Below are 15863 nucleotides of genomic sequence, written 5' to 3'. Positions count from 1 at the left end.
ATGCGAAATCAATTAAAAACCTTTACAATAATTTAAAGTGGAGAAGGATTATGCTGTTAAAAACCGCATAAATTGTTAAGAAATAACAATGAATCATGTTTCGGATTCTTGCGATTGCCGGTACGAAAAATGCCAAAAGATAAATATAATCAAACCCGGTAAAAACATGTTTCGCATCCGGATCATTATGCCAACATTTCCTAAAGTTTGTGAAAATGAAAGCGTACCGATGATTAAAAAATAAACCATTCCTTGAATAACATAAGGTGCATTTTTAAAAGTTTGCAAGGGTTTGTTTTTAAGAACCGTAAAGGACAACACCAATAAAAGCAAATTTTCAAATGATGCCAAAACGGAGGGAATTCCATTGATGTCAAAAAAGAATGGGCGATACAAAAAAGTAAAAACCTTTAGAGGAAAGGGATAAGAAGAAATGTCAACGGCCGAACCGGTGTGAGATCTACTCAATAAAGCGGCCTTTCCTTCTGAAAATTTATCAAAACTATCAACAGAGGCTTCTTCTATTTTGGCAAATTCCATTACCATTGGCAATATGGCAATCGAAACTCCAATCATTGCCCCGAAAAATAACACTCGCTGCACTGCCGAAATATTTCGTCCTGAAAAATAAGCCATTCCAAATCCTAAAAGCATGAACAAAGTGATGTGGGGTCTAATAAAATAGGCCAACAACAATCCCAAAATAATCATGGGCATCCGTTTGAATGGTTGCATTAAACCATAAGTAAAGATGGCAATACAAAAAAACAACAAGGCATCCTTGCCCACGGCACAACTCCAAAAATGTAGATTTGGAAGAAAAAAAAGCATTGGGAACAAGTAATACTCTTTGTATTTTGGATTATTGGGAATCAATTCTACCGCCATTACGTAAAAATACGTCAATCCAATGAAACCAATTAAACTGTATAACATTGTCCCCGTAAAATAAGACAAGTCTAAAATATTGGACGGATAATAATTTAAGGCATAAACAAAATAAGTTCCCTGATCTTGGGTTAACGAATAGATAAAATCTGTATAAGACATAAATTTAGCTTGTCTCCAATAACCTACCGCATCGCCTTGAACAAAAAAACAAAAGTAAGCACCAAACAGGATATGAAACAGAAACAATTTTATTAGCGTATTCAAATTTTCTTCCGAAAGTCTATCTTTAAAACTTTGAATGAATGAATACCCTAATACAAAAATCAAGACAGTAATAAAAAAATCCATGCGTTACTTTATCAATTTAGATTTTATGATGTGAATTGCCTTTTTTTCAAAAATATAATAATACACATACCCGACAACACAAGAAAGAATCAATACCACTGCCAAAGCAACAATCAAGCTTGCAACAGAAGTGATTTTAGGAAATAATCGAATCAGAATCATTTGCAAAGGATTGTGGATTAAATAAATGGAATACGTTGCATTGCCCACCATCATCAATACAGACGCTTTATTAATCTTGAAATCACCAACACTAGTTGCTACAAAAATACATAAAAATGCCACTATTGCAAACAACAAATTTGCATCAAAGGCAAACAGTTTTAAATGGTTAAATGTACAATAGAAGAAAGACATAAGAGCCAAAAAAAGCAACGAAAATAAAGGGATTATATTTAGTTGCATTTTTCGAACCACCAACAATGCGAGAACAAAGCCTAAAATAAATTCAATATTATAGGCTGAAAACAGGATTCTAAAAAACGGATTTTTCAAAAAAGGCAAGGAAGCAAATGGCGAATAAGTAAAGATGATTATGGAAACAAACCATACCAAAACAAACCAATTCCAAACCTTTTTTGAAAAAAAAGAGATACTGAACAAAAGATAAAAACAGAGTTCAAATGAAAGTGTCCAAGCCACGGATAAAGCTGGATTTCCGTGAGGAATCAAGGTCAATGAAGTTAGTTCACTGATAGTCCTATTTCCGTTGGAAAAACTGGGTATGAGTGTATAGACAACCAACATAAAAATCCCTATGGGAAGATACGGAACATAAATTCGGACGAGTCTGTTTTTTATATAATTGCTAAAGGAATTTGGTTCATTATACTTGTAAAAAGCCGAATAAGTTATTATAAATCCTGATAACACAAAAAAGAAATCGACCCCAAATTTTCCAATAGAAGCTATATGATTTAGAAAAGGATAGTCTATTTTATGGTAATATTTTATGGAACCAATGGTATGATGCAACACCACCATCAAAGCGGCTGTTCCTCTAAATAGTTGTAAAACATCCAGATATCGACTATTAGATTTGCTATTCATTTGCTAAAACTGATAGTAACACAGCCTGTTTTTTTTGAATACTAAACTCCGACTCCGCTTTTATTCTGCCTTTTTTTCCTAATGCTTCTCTCAATGCGCTATCTTCAATTAATTGGCTTAATTTATCCAGCCATTGTGCTTCCTCTCGTACCAAAAAACCATTTATACCCTCATCAACAACTACCTTATTCATTCCAACTGCAGAAGCAACCACAGGTATCCCACAACCCATATATTGAATTAATTTGTAGGCACATTTTCCTAATTCCCAAGGGGTGTTTTCGAGTGGCATGATTCCTATATCAAATTGTGAAATCAAAGCTACTTCACTTTCTTCTGTCCACTTCAAGTATTTTACATTGGAACCTAACCCAAGATCTTCCGTTGCGCCTATTATATGCAATTCGACATTTTCTTTCTCGAGTAATTTCGAAAAAACAGATTTACTATTTTTGACATATTTGAAAGTTGATGGAGAACCAATCCAACCTATAATAATTTTAGAAGTGACATAATTATTTTTGGCTTTATACACATCGACATCAATTACCGTTGGAAGTATTACTATCTTTTTAGCACCGGACTCTTTGGCTCTTACGAGCAAATAACCATTTCCTGCCACCACACAACCACTATATTTCATGACATTATTAATCTTGTTTTTCAATAAAAACGAGATTAATTTGTTAGTGCTTAAATCATAATTATGAAAGATGGCATCATCATAATCGACTACATATTCTACCTTTAATTGATGTAAAACCTTTTCAAACCAACTAAAAAAATAAGGAAAAAGTTCTTTCTCGATAACGATTCTATCGTATTTATAAATAGAAAACAGCGTAAAAAATCGGGTTAGATAAAATTTCAGGAGCTTACGTTTTGCTGTTCGCTTGCCGGAATACAGATTAATTAAATAGTCCTCGTCAAAAAAAGGGCTAACGCTAACCGAGATTCCTTTTGCTTCCAAAAATGGGAAATATTGGTAACTTCGCAATCGGCTGCTTGCACCGTTTCTGCTGTATTTTGTTAAATAAAGTATTTTCATCTTAATTTGTCTAAAGCGTTGCAGTAACTAGTCGCACTTTTTTCTATCGAACAAAAAGGAATAGCATATTTTCGTATTTCTTCAAAGTTAGTATCTCCTAAATTTTTGATAAACTCAACTGCATCATCAACACGATTGGGATTTTGATGGTGGTATAAAAAACAATTCGGAATACTATTAAGAATTTGCTCTGTATCCCCAATTCCTACTGATGCAATTGTTGGAATTCCCATCAACAGGTATTCGCCAAGTTTAATTGGAGCGACGCCTTGCATACTAAATTTTGGTTCTCTAATGGCAAACGCCACATCAGCAGCCGAAAGATAGTTGGGAACTGCAGCAAACGGAACTGTTTTTATAATAATAAATTCTTTCAATTCATTTGGAATTCTTTCATTGGCAAAAGCAACATTTCCGGTTATAATCAAAAACAGTGCTTTCGAATTTTTTCCTTTATACTTTCTAAAAATAGCCAGCATTTCGTTCCAACCATATTGCGGTCCCAATGAACCGCAATAGACCAAAACTTTGGCTTGATCCGAAATAGACAACTCCTTTCGCATTTTTTGTCTTTCGGAGGGATTCAGTTTAAATAAATCAGTATTCCTTCCGTTAAGCACTACCGAAAATTTATTTGAATGTTTATTCTCCAATGTTTGAGAATGAATATTTACAGCAGCATCGGAACGCGTTAATACAGCATTGGCTCGCTTCAGCATTCTAACTTCTTCCTTCTTAAAAAACTGGTACTGTTTACTGCTTCGGGACAAACCCGAAAAATCAACCCGCTCTTCTATTGGCAATCCATCGGCATCAAATACGACTTGGAAATTACGTTTTGGTATTCGATTGATCATTATGGCCGGCATTGTACTTCTTGGCATTACAATACTGATGTTGTTATTTTTGATGTATTTCTTCAAGAATTGTATGCCTTTGTATAATGTAAATAAATTACCCAAAACCGTAATGGGTTTTCTAACAATCGTTCTTGAAGAATAAACAAGGTGCAAATCTTGCGCTGCTTTTTGGGTAATCACTATTTTTTCAGGTGATCCCCAAGTAAATTGTACGATATGAAAAACATATTCTGATTGCGTTTGAACTTGGCTTAAAATTGGCATAAACAATCCTTCCATATAACTGGTTTGGGGGCCATCCCAAGTGATGAAGAGAACGTTTTTCATGAGAAATTTTCAGATTTACTTGCTGCACTGGGAACTGTCATAAATTTTTCTTTAAATTTTAAAAACTTTATTTCAAATCCATTATAGGAAATATGCGAAATTAAAATAACCGATGCAAAGACGATACAATAAACTAAAATTATATATGCTGTTCCGTTATTATAACTTATCTTCTTTAAGAATCTTGCAACAATTGCAATTACTAATGGATTATAAATATACATCCCAAAGGATATTTTCCCTAAATAATCAAAAATTTTATTTTCTAAAGAAATTATTTTTTTAGGATTATTTATCTGATTATATATAATCACAAAGGTTACTACTGAGACAATTTCATGATCAAGTATTGAAAATAAATGAAACTTTTTCAAGGCTATCAAAATAATCACAAACCATGCTGAAAGTTCAAAAATTGGGAGGTTTAAAAATTTAAAAACATCTTTTTTCTCATAAAACAAATAGGCTCCAAATCCTCCTATTGCCAAGCAACCAAAACGAGTATAATGCAAAAAAACCTGAAATGTTCTTAAAGTATGAGTTATGCTTAAAGTTATTTTTAAAAGAAAAAAAATCAAAATAAATAAAATAAGGAACCATTTCAAGTTTTTAGCTTTTTTTATGAACCAAGGCCAAAACGCATAAAATTGTTCTTCAACACCAAGTGACCAATAATGTCCTATAAATGGTATATACAAAACTCCACCAACTGCCGCATTCATTGCAAAAGGAACATTAGGCACTACGAAAATATAATACCATACATCAGAATTAATTTTAAAATGTATGTATAATAACACAATAAATAAATAAGTGAAATACAGAGGCCAAATTCGTAAAATTCTACGAATATAAAATTTCTTAATATCTATACAACTTTTTAGTTGCTTTTCACATAATAATAAATAAGTGATTAGAAAACCACTCAAGGTAAAAAAAATAGTTACTCCAAAACTTCCTAAATCATATCCACCTGTTTTTACTAATCCAAACATATCCAAATGCAAGCCAATGTGAGAGATAATTACAGCCGAAGCCGCTATTGCCCTTAGTCCATTTAAACCTGGTAAATAAATTTTATTAGTCATCAAAAACTCAATTTTATCAGTATTACTATAATCCAATTTAAGCTTAATGTAATCGTTCTTTTTTATCAATTGTAGCTAAAACTTCATTTTTTGAAATGCCACTAATAAAAGGACAAGCTTCTAATAAACTTCTATAATCAAAGTCTATTTTTTCCACGTCCATTAATTTGACATACTCATTTATTTCAAAATGTTTATTTATAAACAATGGATTTATATTCTGCTTATTTACCGAAAGTAAATAGTCATCATATTTAAATCTTCCACCTGTTATTTTGTCAGAATATTTCACCCATAAAACAGGAATATTATAGCTATGAGATAAAATCAACCCATGCAAAGAACTCGTAACAATACATTTACAAGAAAGCATCTGATTAATTATACCCTTGTAATCTTGTCCTATTTCAACATCTATTAAAAATGCTGCCCCATTATTTTCGTAATACTTTATGAATTCAGATTTTTTATCAACATAGTGCGGAAAAAAACCAATATCATATTTTTTTTCAATGCTAGGATTATACATAAAAGGCATTAATAGCGCAGGATCTCCATATACTTCGGGACATTCAATTTTATTTTCTAAAAAAATTTTTCTTGACAATGGTCCTCTCACCGCACAAATTTTTTGTGGCTTTGGTATCTTTATCTTTTGATTTGATATAAATCCTGCACCCCAAATGATACAATTATCACTTGACATTTGAATAATACTTCCAATAACAGAATAGGTTGCATTTGCTTCAACTGTTTTTTTTGAAAGATATTTAGATAAAATCACTTTTTTTCTAGACAAGTACTCAACAAAAGGGTAATTTAAAGCATCCCCAAAGTTTGTAGAATCTCCATGGCCTTCAATAAGAATTATTCCTTTTGATTTATTAAACTGATATTTAAAAAATTCTAAAATTAAATTTTTAAAATAAGTCACTTTAAAAAGTATGTAATAATATATTTTGTTAATCATTCTTTTCACTATTAATTTGATAAAATTATTTATTAATCTTTTTTTTGACTACCAGACTGTCATATAATTTATCAACATTTTCAACATATATCTGTTCCGTATAATTGTTTATGGCTTTTTTGTACCCATTTTGGCCAAAGTTTAATCGTAATTCTTCATTCAGGCATAAGACTTCCAATTTATCAGCGATAGAATTAACATCATATTTCTCTATAAGAAAACCTGTATCATTATCATCAACTATATATTGCATTCCACCTACTCTTGTTGCTACTACGGGTAATTTATGTAACATAGCTTCCGCTAAAACAAGTCCAAAGGCCTCATATGCCGAAACCAAACTAAATATATCAAAAATGCCATAAAATTTATTCACTTCACTTTGATAGCCTGTAAAAATCACTTTATCGTCTATGTTCAGGTCTTTAACTAATTTTTGATAATTTGCTTTTTCCACTCCTTCTCCAACTAGGATTAGTCTAACTTTTAATCCTTTTTTAATAAGTTTACTAAATGCTTTTATCAAATCTGAAAACCGCTTGTGTTCATTATGTAGCATTCTTCCAACTGAACCTATTACAATTTCATCGTCCTGAATACAAAATTTGTTTTTTAGTTCTTTTTTATATTTTTCACTTAAAATATCAGGTATGACCACTCCATTGTCAATTAATGCAATTTTTTCATTTTTTATATTTAATTCATTTTTTAAATAATCAACAACTCCAGGAGAAACACCGATAACTTTATCAGAAGTTTTAACAAAAAGTTTCATTAATAAATTAGCTTTCCAACTTCTATTTTTTGGATCAGAGGTTTCTTCGAGAACGACTATAGGAACACGCTTCAAAAAACCATTGATTGCCGCCATTGTGACGCCTTCAAAAACTGCTCCGTGGATGATATGAGGCTTAAACTCATCTATAATTTTCATTACCTTTTTATGTTGTGATAAATTAAATAAGGAATTAAATATGCCAATTTCAATTACTTCTACATTATTGGCTCTGATATCATCAGCAATTGAACCAACTGCTCGAGTACAAATAATTTTCAATTCGTATTTATCCTTATCTAGCAACTTTGCCAATGATAAACGAGTTCTTTCAACCCCGCCATAACCTATCGTTTCTTGAATATTCAATACTCTAATCATAATATTTCTTATATAGATTTTCTAAATTATGTTTATATTTTTTTGTTGTAAAACGTTTATCAACATAATTTTGACCATTAATTCCAATTTTATTAATTATGTCATAATCAGTCGCTATAATTTTATTGAGTTTTTCTAGTAATTCTGATTCGCTTTTGGGATTAAATAACCAACCGGTTTCATTTTCATTAATAAATTCAGGAATGCCTCCAACGTTTGAACACAAACAAGGAACTTGTTGTTGCATTGCTTCAACAACAGCTATTCCGAAACCTTCGGACAAGGAGGGAAGTACAAAAAGGTGACATTGAGAAAGATAGTATTCCGGATTAGGAACAAATCCTGTAATAGTAACTCTATTTTCTAATTTTAACTCAAGTATTAATTGTTCCAGCATTAGTCTTTCTTTTCCATCTCCAACGATAATTAATTTCACTGACTTATCGTTTATTTTTGAAATCGTTTTGACTAATAACTGCTGATTTTTCACTTTTTCTAATCTACCCACAGTCACTATAGTAAATTCGTTCTTTAGTTTACGCTCCACCAATTTAGATGCACTTACAGGATTGTATATCACAACCCCTTTTTTATTCTCAATTTCTTTAATTCTAATTAAATTATCTTTAACTGATTCCGAAACACAAATAACTTTTGTTGATAATTTATATATATATTTAAAAATAAACTTTGCTTTATTGGAATGATTTGGAATTCCAATTTCTTCAGCTATAACAACTTTAATTCGAGCTAATTTTGCAGCAATTACTCCATGGAAATTGGCTTCGGCAGCAGCTGTGTGAACAATGTCTGGTTTTATTTTTTGAAACCATTTGAATAAAATCCAAATATTGATTATATTTAAAATATTGGGTTTACTATTAAATATTTTTACTTCAAATCCTCTCTCACGAATATAATTTTCTGCATAACCTCCATAGCCAATGGCTGCAAAAATATATTCATTTTCAATATCACTCATTCCATCTTCAACAAATGAAATATATTGGCGTTCTTGACCTCCAAAATCCAGTAATGTTGTTAATCTAATTATTTTCATTTTTAATTCTTTGGATTTTTATCCATTATTTAAATTACTAAGGTGTAATTTTATTTCCCATTTCTCAAAAACCAAATTAAATTATTGACAATTACTCTGTTAAATGCAAATGTCAAACTAACGTACAAAATTAACCCAATCAATACGGATATCAAAAGATTTATAAACTGTATAAAAATTAATTGAAAGCAAAACGTGAAAAGCACATAAGCACAAAAAGCAGATAAAAAGGTAATAGTAAGTAAGCGCAAAAGAATAAATAATGGCTCTAAAATTTTTATTTTTAAATGCTTCGCTGCAAAAAAAGTAACAATCAAATAACCAACCACGGCCGAAATTGAAATTGTATAAAGCAAATATTCAATTGATAAACCTAAAATAATTGTAGCTGCTATAAAAATAAAAGTTTGTAATTTATTAATAAATTCGATTTTTAATATCAATTTTGATTCTCCTATAATTTTTAAAACAGCTAAATTAAAATTACAGACAACCGCAAAAATCCCTGCAATAGCTAAATGAAATAAGAAAGGAGCCGCTACTCTCCATTTTTCAGAATAAAAAAAAACGATAATTTGTTCAGAAAAAACCGCTAAAAAAAATAAAATAGGTGCAATTACAACTATCAAAACAGAAAGAATTTGTTTGTATGTCTGTATTAGTCTAACTTCATCATCCTGAATTTTAGAAAAAATAGGCAAGAACAACTTGCTTGCAGAACCATAAATATTGGATATCGGTAATTGTCTTAATGTTAGTGATTGCGTATAATAACCAACATTCAAAACATTGTAATATTTACCTATAAATATTTGATAAATATTAGCTACAATAGCATTTAAAATTTCAACTAAAGATAGTTTATAGCCAAAATTAAAATGGGATTTAAAAAGTGCTTTATCAAATATTAATTTGGGTTTCCAATCACTAAAAAGCCAATGAAAAAGTGCCCAAAAAAAGCTTTGTGTTAAATACATCCAAACCAAGCTCCAAACGCCATAATGAAGTAATGCCAAAATTATTCCTATAGCAGAACTTAATATAATGGAAGGTATTTTCATTAAGGTCTGCTGTCTAAAATTTAAACTTTTAGTCAAAATTGCAGATGGAACAACAACGAAAGCTTGTAGTAATATGGTCAAAGAAAAAATTCTTAATATAGCTACTAATTCTGGTTTTTTATAAAAATCAGAAATATAGGGTGCCAAAAAGAAAATTATCACATAAAGGATAATACTAATCAAAATGTTTGCGAAAAAAACCGAGGAATAATCCTTTTCAGTAACCTCTTTTTTTCTGATTATAGAAATCGTCAAACCGCCATCCACAAGAACATTGGATATTGTTATAAAAACAAACAATATGCCCAAAACCCCAAAATCAGAAGGAAATAGTGTTCTTGCCAATATTATGTTTACGAAAAAATTTATGATTTGCCCTCCAAATTGTTCTGCATAAGTCCAAATATATCCATTGAGTGCTTGTTGTTTTAAAGACATTTTTTTTAATTAATAATATATTACATTTTATTGTAGCTTCGCTAATGCCAGTCCCATTTTCGACACCAACTTTAGTCAAAACAATTCACTATTAACCAATTAAAAAAATAGGGATAGTTGAAAAATTAGGCCTTAATTTTTTAATGAAAAATAATTTAGGTGGTTTCCAACCTGATTTTTGAGAAAAAATTAACGAACACATTGTTCTCGAAGAGACTTTTGTTTTTGGAAAAAAGAGACTTGATTTTAATTTTCTTTTTTGTTTTAAAAACACAGTCAATAACATTTTGGATTCTTGCTTTTTCTTCTTCGGAAGTATTCGATCCTGAAGGAAGACAGAGCCCTTTTGCAAATAAACTTTCGGCAACGTTACCGCCATAATAAGGAAAATCTTGGTGTAAGGGTTGCAAATGCAAGGGTTTCCAGAATGGTCTGGAATCTATGTTTTCAGCCTCAAATGCCAAGCGCAAATCATTACAATCTATTCCATTAGTTTCGGCTGGATTAATTGTTATCACCGACAACCAATGATTAGAAAAGTAATCCTTATCTGGGACATCATACACATAAACACCAGGTACGTCTTCAAATAGTTGCTTATAAAAGACCTGCATTTTTCTTCTCAAATTTACGAACTCATCTAAAATTTCCATTTGACCACGACCTATCGACGCACTAATATTGCTCAGTCGATAATTATAACCGACTTCCGAATGTTCATAATGAATTGCATCGTCTTTAGATTGTGTTGCCAAGAAAATGGCCCTGGACTTAATGTCTTCTGAATGACTTACGAGAGCTCCACCACCAGAAGTGGTAATGATTTTATTGCCATTAAATGACAAAACACTTATGTCTCCAAAAACACCACATTTTTGACCCTTGTAGGAACTTCCTAAAGCTTCTGCAGCGTCTTCAAGTATTGGAATTTGATATTTATCGGCAATTGATCGTATCACTTCAATTTTATATGGATTACCATATAAGTGGACTGTAATTATAGCCTTTGGCTTTTTACCTAATTTAATTCTATCAATAATTGCTTCTTCCAGTGCTATCGGGCAAAGATTCCAAGTATCCTCTTCACTATCAATAAAAACAGGAATAGCTTTCAAATATAAAATTGGATTAGCAGAAGCTGCAAATGTCAATGACTGACAAATAACTTCATCTCCTGCATTTACACCTAGAAGTATCAATCCCAAATGAATTGCTGCGGTGCCAGAAGATAATGTAGTCACATGAACATTATTTAAATATGTTTTTAAATCCCTTTCAAATAAATCTACGTTGGTACCCATGGGTGCAACCCAATTAGAATCAAAAGCCTCCCTAATATACTTTTGTTCATTACCTCTCATATGTGGAGAAGATAAATATATTTTTTTTTTGTCCTTCAACTTGAATAATTTATGGTATTTAAAAAAAATCATCAATAAATTGATGATGTAAAAATATATAAATACTTATAAAAAAAATATGTAAAACTTAAAGTTAATCATTTAATAACACTATTTAAATCAACTAAAAAAATCTGTAATAGTAGGCATTCAAGCTTGGAAAACACTAAAAGTCAAAAATCAAATTTTAAAGCATTTAAATAAAAAGGCCGCCAAAATTGGCGGCCTAAATATAACTTAAGAAAAACTTGAATTATTCTTTAATTAATTTTTTAGTTATCACTTCACTGTTTGAAGAGTTAGTTAATTGAACTAAATAAATTCCACTTTTTAATGAAGAAATATTTTCATTGATCGTGTTAGCACCTTCTTGCAATTGTACTGATTTAGGATTAACTGCAATAGTACCATCTAAAGAATAAATTGCAATTTCAAGAACACCTGCTTTTGAAGCAGTTATGTCAATATTGAAATCACTTGATGCTGGATTAGGATAAACCTCGGTAGTACTAACTGTAAGAGCCTCTTTAGTAGTTGAGGACATTCTAGCAGTAGGACAAGAAGTAGTAGCTAATGTAATTGACTTAATAGCGCTAGAAACACCACAAGCATTTACAGCAGCAACGGTTAATTTATTTGTAGTTTTTAATGTAGAAACTACAGCGAAATTAATTTCAACCGAGTTTGTACCTTGACCAGAAACAATTACCGCACCATCAACTACTGTCCAAACATAATTTGTAGCTCCAAGAACAACAGGAATGGTAAATGTTTGATTAGTACATCTTTGGAATGTAGTTCCACCTGTAGCAACACCTATTGCGGGCATCAAAGTTGATAAAGCAAGTGATTTGTTTGTAAGACTAGTTCCAACTCCGTTTACTGATGCAACAGCAATAGATTTAGGAGCAGCAAGAGTGGCAACAAAACCAGCAGGATAAGCAACTGTAAATGTCAAGTCAGCAGTTGCCAACACATTAGTAGCATTAGATGCGTTGCTTGCAGATGTTACAACTGAACCTGTTGGAGCAGTAATTACATAAGAATTTGCCAGTAAAGAAGGAGTGATTGTATAATTGTAAGAACTACCTCCGCATACACCAACTATTTGACCTGCTAATGCTGTAATTGCAGCCGGAACAGTTGAAGTTAATTTCAACAATTTAGCCGTAGATGAAGTTGCAGGAACAAGTGTACCATTAGTACTAGTTACAGAAGTACCCATACCATTTACAGCTTTTATACCTAAGTATAAAGATGTTGTACCAGCAGCAACACCTGCAAAATTAACCGTGATTACATTAGATGTACCACCAGATAGTTGATTAACACCAGAAGGCAATTCCCATTGGTAAGAAGATGCAGTTGCAGAAGCAGTTGCAGTTACCGTGAAAGGAGTAGTTGTTCCTATAAATTTACTGATAACAGTTACGGCTGTAGTTGTACTAACAGCATCATTTGTTACTTTTATTGCGGAAGGAGCAGCCGGTAAAACAGCTTTTAATGTCAACAATTTAGCGGTAGAGGTAGTTGTAGGGTTTACAGCAGTTGCGTTAGCAGTTACTGAAGAACCTACACCATTTTTAGCTTTCACACCTATTCTCAATACATTTGTTGGAGTAATTGCACCTGTTGTGGCATTTACCACATCGTAACTAAAAGTATTTGCGCTAGTTACACCAGCGAAATCAACAGTGATTATATTTGATGTTGAAGCAACAATAGGATAAGCAGGATTAATTGTTACACCTTCATTAGTAAGATTTGTTAATTCTACATCATATGATGTAAAAGTAGTACCACCAGTTATTCCAGCAACCCTAATTTTTCTGGCTGTTGAAATAGAAATACCATCAGCATAAGTGCTTTTAACAACTTTATAATAAACATTACCCGCAGCAGAAGGCTGACTTACAGCAACAGTAAAAGGAAAAGCAGTATAATAAGAAGTTGTAACTGTAGGAGTACCAGTAAGCAATAAGTTAACACCTGTAGGTATTTCCCATATGTAAGAAGATGCAGCAGCAACAGGAGTAGCCGTCAATGTCAATGGAGTAGTTTGCCCCATATATTTAGCAAAACTTGTTACAGCAGTAGGTATTCCAGTAGTAGGCAATGGCAATAAAGCATCCGTCATTTTCAAGGCAGCAGGAGCAGCAGGTAAAACGGCAGTAATTGCCAATGTTTTCAAAGCACCACCACATAGTGCAGCATTTCTTGCTTGAACGGCAATATTTCCAATTTTAAGTAATCCAGCAGCTACATTGTTGTAGTTAACAATTAAAGTATTTGTACCCTGACCTGAAATAATGTTTACTCCCAAAGGAACTGTCCAGTAGTATGACGTTACAACTACTTCAGTTGAAGCTGGAACAGTATAAGTAAATTCAGTTGCAGTACCTACATAAGGACCTACGGCTGCAGTTGCAACTAATCCACTAGCGGTAAATGTACTAGTGATTGTTCCTAGAGCAACTGTAGGAACTGCTATTATAGTAACATCGATTTTAGCTCTATTGCTCGCTGTACCTGAAGCATCAACTTCTGCAACCCAGTATGATTTTGTACCAACAACTGTAGTAGCAGGTACTGGAGCCGTGGTGGTGAAAGTTGCAATTGTTGCAGTAGTATACCATCTCAAAGAAACTCCGGTAGCAGTCATATTTGCAGTTAAGGCAGGGGCAACAACACCTTTACAATAGTCTAGAGGACTCACTCCTGGAGCATCTCCAACAGCAATTAATCCATTAAAAACAGCATCAGTAAATGAAGCTCCAGTTGTGGCATCAATACTTGCTGGTCTGTAATCAATATTTACCGTATCAGTATTGTTTGTAATCGTTTTATAATTTTGAGCATTTGTTAAATCGTAAGGACGAGTTAACAAACCTGTATTTGTAGTATAAGTTGTGTTACCACTAGCATTAAACCAAGCAGTAACAGCTGCAGTTGTTGGTGTAGTACCAGTAGTCGTATTTACTGATGAAAACGGTGCTGGTGAAACAATTAAATTGTTTTTGAACTTCAATTTATCAGTAGTAGCGGCTAAATTTGAAGAAAGAGATTCAATTACTAAGCCTTTTTTGAAATCTAAGAAGATAGAGTTAAAGATTTTTGGTTGACTAGCTCTTCTTAAACGTAAAGCTTTGTCATGTAGTGAATTTGGAGATACAAAACCACCAACTCCATTAGGACGTTGATTTGCTCCAATACAGGTAATGTTTGTGAAAATAGCAGAAGTAAAATCTCCATAAGGCTGACCTGCAACAGTAGTATCTGAACCTGCTGCATTATTGTCAACTTCGAAAGCTTCCGAAGTAGAAATATCGGCTGCAAGTGGATCTTTAATAGACAATCCAAACTGAATAACACCCTTGTACCCGCTATCAACATCCCAATCATCATCTAGACCATTAAAAGCAACAAGGTGCTTACAGTTTACTGAACCTCCAAACCACTCGAATGAGTCATCATTAGAATACGATACTTGAACGTAATCAATAGTAGTTCCACTACCTACAGCTCCCATGGTTAAACCATTAAGCTCATTATTAGGAGCAAAAACAAAACCTGCGAACTCAATTCTAACATATTTTAATGTACCAGAATTGTCATTGTCAATTGGGGTTGTACCACCACCAAATTCAGTATTAACATTTTGAGACAAACCTTCAATGAAATTCACTCCATTATTAGTATTGTATCTAGCTTTACCTAAAAGAACAATTCCTCCCCAATCACCTCTAACTCTTGAACCAGCATTGTTTTTAGAAGTAAAAACGATAGGCTCTGCAGCAGTACCGATAGCAATTAATTTAGAACCTCTTGTGATTACCAAAGCAGAAGAAGAAACACTACTTCTAATCACTGTACCCGCTTGAATGGTTAAGGTTGCATTGTTTCTTACGGTAATAAGACCGTTTAATTCATACACCTTGTCTTTAGTCCAAGTGGTGTTTGATGTAATATCCGTAGAAATTACAGTTGTAACAGTGCCATAGGAGGCATTGTTGGGATCGAAATTAGTCCATGCATCTGTCCACATTGTTGTAGGCGCTGGAGCAAAAGCACCTCTATAAGAAGTCTGCTGAATTTGTGCAATCGCAAAGTTGCAAACTAATGCCAACATTACAATAAAATAGTTTTTTTTCATTTTTTTTGTTTTT

At 32.4% G+C, this 15863-nt stretch carries 11 protein-coding genes; all 11 read right to left on the bottom strand.

The genetic code is table 11. From position 1 onward, the window contains the following. Positions 1-93: 93 nt before the first annotated feature. The 11 genes from ACM55F_RS07890 to ACM55F_RS07840 all read right to left on the bottom strand — a co-directional run bounded on the left by ACM55F_RS07890 (position 94) and on the right by ACM55F_RS07840 (position 15850). A complete protein-coding gene (locus ACM55F_RS07890) occupies positions 94-1239 on the bottom strand; it encodes a hypothetical protein (RefSeq protein WP_416853267.1) in 1146 nt (381 codons plus the stop codon). 3 nt (positions 1240-1242) lie between these two features. After that, positions 1243-2289 (bottom strand): acyltransferase family protein, encoded by a 1047-nt coding sequence (locus ACM55F_RS07885; RefSeq protein ID WP_416853266.1) that lies wholly within the window; start codon positions 2287-2289, stop codon positions 1243-1245. Next, entirely contained in the window at positions 2282-3337 is a 1056-nt protein-coding gene (locus ACM55F_RS07880; protein ID WP_416853265.1) for a glycosyltransferase family 4 protein, read from the bottom strand. The genes ACM55F_RS07885 and ACM55F_RS07880 overlap by 8 nt, the downstream gene beginning before the upstream one ends. Next, the gene (locus ACM55F_RS07875; protein ID WP_416853264.1) at positions 3334-4524 is read right to left on the bottom strand and encodes a glycosyltransferase; all 1191 of its coding nucleotides are present in this window, start codon (positions 4522-4524) and stop codon (positions 3334-3336) included. The genes ACM55F_RS07880 and ACM55F_RS07875 overlap by 4 nt, the downstream gene beginning before the upstream one ends. After that, entirely contained in the window at positions 4521-5612 is a 1092-nt protein-coding gene (locus tag ACM55F_RS07870; RefSeq protein ID WP_416853263.1) for an acyltransferase family protein, read from the bottom strand. The genes ACM55F_RS07875 and ACM55F_RS07870 overlap by 4 nt, the downstream gene beginning before the upstream one ends. Positions 5613-5655: 43 nt before the next feature. Beyond that, positions 5656-6582 (bottom strand): polysaccharide pyruvyl transferase family protein, encoded by a 927-nt coding sequence (locus tag ACM55F_RS07865; protein ID WP_416853262.1) that lies wholly within the window; start codon positions 6580-6582, stop codon positions 5656-5658. Between the two features lie 25 nt (positions 6583-6607). Beyond that, positions 6608-7726, bottom strand: coding sequence for a glycosyltransferase family 4 protein (locus ACM55F_RS07860; protein ID WP_416853261.1), 1119 nt, complete (start codon positions 7724-7726; stop codon positions 6608-6610). 4 nt (positions 7727-7730) lie between these two features. Next, on the bottom strand, positions 7731-8798 hold the full coding sequence (locus ACM55F_RS07855; RefSeq protein ID WP_416853260.1) for a glycosyltransferase family 4 protein: 1068 nt from the start codon (positions 8796-8798) through the stop codon (positions 7731-7733). 50 nt (positions 8799-8848) lie between these two features. Further along, entirely contained in the window at positions 8849-10297 is a 1449-nt protein-coding gene (locus tag ACM55F_RS07850; protein ID WP_416853259.1) for a lipopolysaccharide biosynthesis protein, read from the bottom strand. A 155-nt stretch (positions 10298-10452) separates the two neighbouring features. After that, positions 10453-11730: a DegT/DnrJ/EryC1/StrS family aminotransferase gene (locus ACM55F_RS07845; protein ID WP_416853258.1), complete on the bottom strand. Its 1278-nt coding sequence runs from the start codon at positions 11728-11730 to the stop codon at positions 10453-10455. Between the two features lie 220 nt (positions 11731-11950). Next, complete coding sequence (locus ACM55F_RS07840) at positions 11951-15850, bottom strand: T9SS type A sorting domain-containing protein (protein ID WP_416853257.1); 3900 nt, start codon at positions 15848-15850, stop codon at positions 11951-11953. Positions 15851-15863: the final 13 nt, after the last annotated feature.

Source organism: Flavobacterium melibiosi, from assembly GCF_048158545.1.
Classification (GTDB): Bacteria; Bacteroidota; Bacteroidia; order Flavobacteriales; family Flavobacteriaceae; genus Flavobacterium; species Flavobacterium melibiosi.
This window is presented reverse-complemented; position numbering and strand designations above follow the sequence as displayed.

Excerpts from the sequence above, each read along its gene's own strand:
- ACM55F_RS07890 (WP_416853267.1), bottom strand. The coding sequence starts at position 1,239 with ATGGATTTTTTTATTACTGTCTTGATTTTTGTATTAGGGTATTCATTC.
- ACM55F_RS07885 (WP_416853266.1), bottom strand. The coding sequence starts at position 2,289 with ATGAATAGCAAATCTAATAGTCGATATCTGGATGTTTTACAACTATTT.
- ACM55F_RS07880 (WP_416853265.1), bottom strand. The coding sequence starts at position 3,337 with ATGAAAATACTTTATTTAACAAAATACAGCAGAAACGGTGCAAGCAGC.
- ACM55F_RS07875 (WP_416853264.1), bottom strand. The coding sequence starts at position 4,524 with ATGAAAAACGTTCTCTTCATCACTTGGGATGGCCCCCAAACCAGTTAT.
- ACM55F_RS07870 (WP_416853263.1), bottom strand. The coding sequence starts at position 5,612 with ATGACTAATAAAATTTATTTACCAGGTTTAAATGGACTAAGGGCAATA.
- ACM55F_RS07865 (WP_416853262.1), bottom strand. The coding sequence starts at position 6,582 with ATGATTAACAAAATATATTATTACATACTTTTTAAAGTGACTTATTTT.
- ACM55F_RS07855 (WP_416853260.1), bottom strand. The coding sequence starts at position 8,798 with ATGAAAATAATTAGATTAACAACATTACTGGATTTTGGAGGTCAAGAA.
- ACM55F_RS07850 (WP_416853259.1), bottom strand. The coding sequence starts at position 10,297 with ATGTCTTTAAAACAACAAGCACTCAATGGATATATTTGGACTTATGCA.
- ACM55F_RS07845 (WP_416853258.1), bottom strand. The coding sequence starts at position 11,730 with ATGATTTTTTTTAAATACCATAAATTATTCAAGTTGAAGGACAAAAAA.
- ACM55F_RS07840 (WP_416853257.1), bottom strand. The coding sequence starts at position 15,850 with ATGAAAAAAAACTATTTTATTGTAATGTTGGCATTAGTTTGCAACTTT.